Origin of the sequence: Rhodoferax sp. (genome assembly GCF_037143375.1) — a bacterium.
Classification (GTDB): domain Bacteria; phylum Pseudomonadota; class Gammaproteobacteria; order Burkholderiales; family Burkholderiaceae_C; genus Rhodoferax.
In genome coordinates, this window is sequence record NZ_JBAWYV010000205.1 from 1 (window position 1) to 4,595 (window position 4,595).

Here is a 4,595-nt window from a genome sequence, read left to right on the forward strand (position 1 = left end):
GTCAGATTTAACTCCCGCTGAAATTGGTGCGCGAATGGAGCGTCGAAAATACGAGCGATTGAATCAGCAATATAAGCGATGGATGGAATTGTGTACATTACGAGAAATTGATGCGGATATATATGCAGAGTATTTGGTTTCTCGAAAGTTGCCTGACATCTCAGTTTGCATTGATCATAGAAACTCGCATGCAAATTTGCTTGTGGATACCCTGGATAGTTTTGCAAGTTGTTTAGGACAACCGGCGTCCCTGACAATTTTTAGCGATATGGCGGCGCCTGTTGAGGTGGATGAAGACTCCAGCATTCGCTGGGTAGTTGTTCCCACGAATGGCGCAATTCCTAGTGGAAGTTTCGAGGGCGTCGAAACGGATTGGCTCCTTCTGGTGAAGTCCGGAACACGGATAGCCCCGCAAGGACTTGTTGAGTGGGCCCTGTCCACAAAGCAATGGCCCGATGCCAAACTTATCTACGCAGATGAAGACTGTTGGTCGTTGGACGGTGAAAGAAGCTACCCGAACTTTAAGTCTGATACGAATATTGAATTGCTGCGGTGTACCAACTACCTTGGCAATGCTGTATTGCTACATTCCCAGTATTGGGCGGAGTCCAATTTTCCCTTAACGGGTGCGGCTGTTTACGGGCATGCCTTGCAATTGATTGATGTTTTTGGAAAATCAGGTATAGGGCATGTTGATACTGTCCTTTCATTCTCGTCCGCTCAAATTACTGCAGAAATGGAAAACCAGGAGTTCATCGCTGCCTCCAAGGTGCTACAAGATAGCGGACTGGCGCAGCGAGTTCATCCTCAATCCAGGTTGGGTACCTGGTTGGTCGAGTTCCCCACTAATCCTGAAATCAAAGTTAGTCTTGTGGTTTCAAGTGGGTTCCAGGCTGGCTATTTGCGTAGCCTGGTTGAATCTGTTCAACGATTTACTCAGACTAATTTGACGGAAATCATTGTAGTGACAAATCCTGCACAGGTTTCTGAAGTTGAATATGCACTGAGTGATGTGCCACTTGAGTTTCCTTTGCACATTGTTTCGCTCCATCAGGAGCTATATAACCATGCGCGTGCTCTAAATGCAGGCGTCGCTAAAGCCCATGGCGACTTGATACTGGTGTGCGACGACGATACTGAAATATTGCATGCTGGCTGGCTAAGCCCATTGATCGGAATCATTCAGCAGCCGGACGTGGCTTGCGTGGGACCTCGCCTGATGGCGAACAGAGGATCGGACGCACGTGTGGTGGGGGGGCCGATGGTGCTTGGCATTGGCGGAACTGCCGCGCCCTATAACGGCGAAGAAGGCCGATTGGAAGAGACTGGGGTGTATTCGCGCCTCCAGTTGACGCAGGATGTGAGTGCAGTTGCAGGACATTGCTTTTTGTTTCGTCGTACTGATTGGCAGTCAATAGACGGTTTTGATGAAGTGAATTTTGGTCTTTGGTTCCCTGTTCTTGACTTCTGCATACGCTTATCCAAACTGGGTAAACGTCACGTTTGGACTCCTCAAAGCAATGTTCTACATCATGGTGGCAAAACGGTTGGTGCCGTTATTCGTGACATGCGAGTCAAGCTTCGGCTTGCGGATTGCGAGTTGACAGAAAAAGATGCTTTGCTGGTGAAATGGTCAAGGGAGTTGGCCGCCGATCCTTGTTACAACAGGCATCTTTCGCTCTCTACCCCATTTGATATCGAGGACGTCGTCGTCGTGGACTGGCAACCCAAGCGGCGTGACAGACCTCGGTTGATTGCCATGCCTTTGACTAGTGGAGCCGGACAGTATCGGGTTGTTGAGCCTATGAATGCATTGCAGGATGCCAGTCTGGCACAAACTTGTGTGGTCTTGCCTCATAGAAGAAACGTGAGTCGAATATTGCAACCATTGGAACTAGTCCGCGCTGCGCCTGATCGATTGATATTGCAGCACTCGGTAGATGATGCGCAACTGGGCTTGACGGAAAAATACCGATTGGTAATGCCCGATCTGGAAATCATTCAGATGGTGGACGATTTATTGGGGGATGTGCCTGTCAAGCACCCGAATCGCAATTTCCAGACCCGTGAAGGCCATCAGCGAATGGCTCAGGCCTTGAGGCAGTCCGATATATTGGTGGTTACCACGGAGCCGTTGCGTGCTCATTATCAAAAATATGTGAAGGATGTCCGGTTGGTGCCTAATACGCTTGGCAAGCAATGGGCTGGATTGCGCAAATCCACCGAGGCACGCGAAAAGCTACGGGTCGGATGGGTGGGTGCTGCTCAGCACAAGGGTGATCTGGATTTGATTGCTGAAGTGGTACGACAACTTGCGTCTGAGGTGGACTGGGAATTTATGGGTATGTGTACCGATGAAATAAGGCCGCACCTTAAAGAGTTTCACGGATATGTAAGCATTTCCGAATACCCGGTAAAAGTTTCGGAGCTTGATCTTGATATTGCTATTGCTCCTTTGGAAGACAATATATTCAATGAATGCAAAAGCAATTTGCGCTTGCTTGAGTATGGGGCCATGGGCTGGCCGGTGGTTTGTTCAGATGTCTTCCCCTACAGAGCCGATGAGCCACCGGTAATACGATGCTCCGATGACGTAGGCGAGTGGGTACGCGCGCTGCGGAGCCTCATTGGAGACAAAGGGCTTCGACTCAGCATGGGCTCACAACTTCATGAGTGGGTCAGCTCCAAGTACTGTTTGGATGGAATGGTGACAAATTGGAAAGAATGTTTGCTTGACTAGCTGCGCGTCATAAAGTTCTTGTTAGCTTGGTCGATATGTAAGAGACTAGCTCACCGGACTAAACATGACAACATCTCAAGCGCGCGCTGCATCAGCCTATGCATCGGTTAATCTCGATAGCCGGGCCAACTCCTCTGGTGGTGTTGATTTGGTCATCTTGCTGATTGAAGGTGTGTTGGATCGCATCAAACTTGCTAAGTTGGCAATTGCTCAGCGCGATGTCATGCAAAAGATCAAACACCTCAACAAGGCACTCGAAATTATTGGCGATGGTTTGCGAGCACATCTGGATGTGAAATCCGGCGGTGAGATAGCCTTGAATCTGGATGATTTGTACTCCTATTGCTCAGTGCGTCTCCTGCATGCGAATTCAAAAAATGATGTGCATGCGTTAGATGAAATCTGTAATCTTCTTAACCCTCTTTTGGGAGCTTGGATCACGGTTCGTAGTGGTGCGAACGGAAGTGCAGACAGTGCCGTTCAATCGCTTGCAGACGTAACCCGGTCACTGAAAAGCGCAGTCCCAAGCATGCAGCGTTTGTACGGATCCAGTGCCTACGCGAGCCATTCTGCGCGGGGAGTCTGATCATGAACATGAGCTTGTTGGGCTACTACCACGCCATTGAAGAAAGTAGCCGCATGATGCTTGACGCCGCCAAGTCTGAAGACTGGGAAGGTGTTGTTCGGTATGAAAGTAGTTGCGCCGTTTTGATTGAACAACTTCGCTACTGCGCAAAATCCGAAGTTCTCGACCCCGTTTCACGACAGGAAAAGGCGCATATCATGCGGAGAATTTTAAGAAACGACGCGCAAATTCGCTACTTGGCTGAACCTTGGTTGGCTCATTGCGAACTAGGCTTCGAGAATAGGCCGATGCTGCATTAATGCCCTAGACATCAACTTCTGAAGGTCTCTTTAGAGTTGTGATGGGCTGGTTAACCTTACGTTGAAGGCCTGAGTTTGATCCGCATCAAACCAAGGCTACTTTTCGCACTTTTGGTAAAGCTGGAATTGGCTTACCAACCGCCCCTTAAGTTTTAATTCGCTTTGTCGATAAAGAAGGATAGTCGTAATCCGTATTCGGTTGCGCTTTGGGCTCTTGCTCAAACAGATTAATTTGTGCCTGATTGGGGGGCTCTAATGGCGTCGTATTTCCTTGGCATTTCAACGGCGAATGTTGCCGTGTTGTCGACAAATCAGTTAAGTAACCTAACAACTGCGGATTTTGTTGGCATCGCCACCGACCAATTACAGGCTCTTACGTCTTATCAGCTGGCGTCCCTTTCAACGGCGCAGGTTATTGCCTTAACGACCACTAGTATTGGTGCGTTGAAGACAAGCCAAATAAGTCTCGGCCTAACGACCAAGCAAATCGCGGCACTGACGACCGCGCAGGTGCAGCAGGGTCTGACGACGGCACAGGTTCAAAGCCTGAGCACCGACCAGGTTGTGGCGCTGACCACAGGCCAGGTGATGGCGCTGAGCACGGCGCAGATCCAGCAGGGTCTGAGCACGGGCCAGATAGCTGCGATGGAGACACGAGATGTCGCAGCATTGACGACGGCACAGATTGCAGCGCTGAGCACGACGCAGGTGCAGCAGGGCTTGACCACGGCACAAATCGTGGCCCTGACGACACAGCAGGTACAGCAGGGCCTGACCACGGCGCAGATTCAGCAGGGTCTGAGCACGACGCAGGTTGCGGCGATGGAGACGCGGGATGTGGCGGCGCTGACGACGGCGCAGGTGGCCTCTTTGAGCACGGTGCAGGTGCAGCAGGGGTTGACGACAGCACAGGTGGCGGCACTGACGACCGCGCAGGTGCAGCAGGGTCTGACGACGGCACAGGTTCAAA

General features: G+C 50.6%; 3 protein-coding genes and 1 pseudogene. All 4 read left to right on the forward strand.

The annotated features are described in order from the left end of the window. Positions 1-2,740: glycosyltransferase (locus WCG50_RS17620; protein WP_336900901.1), on the forward strand; the 2,740-nt coding region annotated here is incomplete at its 5' end. Positions 2,741-2,804: 64 nt separating this feature from the next. Beyond that, on the forward strand, positions 2,805-3,326 hold the full coding sequence (gene fliS, locus WCG50_RS17625; protein ID WP_336900902.1) for a flagellar export chaperone FliS: 522 nt from the start codon (positions 2,805-2,807) through the stop codon (positions 3,324-3,326). A gap of 2 nt (positions 3,327-3,328) precedes the next feature. Next, positions 3,329-3,625 carry a flagellar protein FliT gene (locus WCG50_RS17630; RefSeq protein WP_336900903.1) on the forward strand — a complete coding sequence of 99 codons (297 nt, stop codon included), beginning with the start codon at positions 3,329-3,331 and terminating at the stop codon, positions 3,623-3,625. Between the two features lie 444 nt (positions 3,626-4,069). Beyond that, a pseudogene (locus WCG50_RS17635) lies at positions 4,070-4,595 on the forward strand (heme utilization protein); the annotation flags it as partial.